Source organism: Paenibacillus soyae (assembly GCF_024623455.1).
In the GTDB taxonomy this organism is placed as follows: Bacteria; Bacillota; Bacilli; order Paenibacillales; family Paenibacillaceae; genus Pristimantibacillus; species Pristimantibacillus soyae.
This window is the reverse complement of record NZ_JANIPJ010000055.1, coordinates 1-1,313: the sequence shown is the minus strand read 5'-3', so window position 1 is coordinate 1,313 and position 1,313 is coordinate 1. Positions and strand designations below refer to the sequence as shown.

Sequence of the window (1,313 nt, the reverse complement as noted above, 5' to 3'; positions counted from 1 at the left end):
TAGTTCTTGCTTAAAGTGATCTACACTTTCAAACTCATTAAGATAAAGAAACTCCGACTTCATAATGCCAAAGAAGTTTTCCATTACCGCGTTATCGTAACAATTTCCTTTGCGCGACATGCTTTGGGTCATCCCTTGCTTCTTCAAAGCATGTTGATACTGCGGCATCTGATAGTGCCAGCCCTGATCCGAATGCAGGAGGAGTTCATCCTCGTCAGATAAGCGTTTAAAGGCCTTATTTAGCATCTCAGAGACTAAGGAATAGGTAGGGCGATTCCCTATTGTGTAGGTGATAATCTCGCCGTTAAACAAGTCCAGAATAGGTGATACATACAGCTTTTCACCAAACAACTTGAATTCCGTAATATCGGTAACCCACTTCTCATTTGGCCTATCTGACTGAAAATTACGATCCAGTACGTTAGGCGCAATTTTACCTACTGTCCCTTTATAGGAACGATATTTCTTCATGCGTACCACAGATTTCAAACCTAATGCCTTCATGATACGTTGCACTTTTTTATGATTGACTCGGTGGCCCCGATTAACTAGTTCATCACGAATACGACGATATCCATACCGTCCCTGATGTTCCTCGTATATGGATTGAATAAGGAGTTTCAGTTCTTCGTCTGGGTCTGGCTTCCCAAACTGTTTCACACAGTAATAAAAGGTACTACGCGGGACTTCAGCGAGTTTTAGCAATTCAATCACCGGGAATTCGTGCCTTAATTCATAGACTACTTGTGCTTTGTCTTGTTTGGTGATTTTTCCTTGTTTTGAACTAAGGCATTCAACTTTTTTAAGTAGGCGTTTTCCATACGCAAACGTTCTAATTCAGCTTGTAGAGCCTCAACTGAGCCCTCGGCAGGTTCTTGCTTCTTCGTTATTTTTTTGCGCTTATCTGTCATGAGTGGACGCCCCTTTTTCTTTGGTTTTAGGGCGTTCATTCCATGGTCATTGAATTGACTTCGCCATTTTCTAATGATCCCAGGAGAGGAGATATTGAAAATGACAGCAGCTTCATTTGGAGACGTCCCATTCTCGTTCATATAGTTGAGTACGTCTAGTTTAAATGGGATGGTGTGAGCTGTATAGCTCTTTTCAAAAGCTTTTATGCCGTGATATTCATATTGCTTAATCCACATACGTAAAACTTCATGATTTATCCCTAATGATTTTGCAATGCTTTTGACTCCTTCGGCACCATTCTGATACCTATAAATGGCCTCCAATTTCTCATCTAAACTGAATTTGGGCAAAAAAACTGCACCTCCTTTGTTAGTCGTGTCTAACAAATGGGGTGCAGTTCA

General features: G+C 41.0%; 1 protein-coding gene. It reads right to left on the bottom strand.

The window, feature by feature from the left end; all coding sequences use genetic code 11:
* Window positions 1-1,262 (bottom strand): IS3 family transposase gene (locus NQZ67_RS29905; protein ID WP_257453160.1). Its coding sequence is split into 2 segments (ribosomal slippage), with 1,263 coding nucleotides annotated over them: window positions 1-806 and window positions 806-1,262; the frame shifts between segments, so codons are not numbered across the junction. This gene is flagged as partial in the annotation.
* Window positions 1,263-1,313 lie beyond the last annotated feature (51 nt).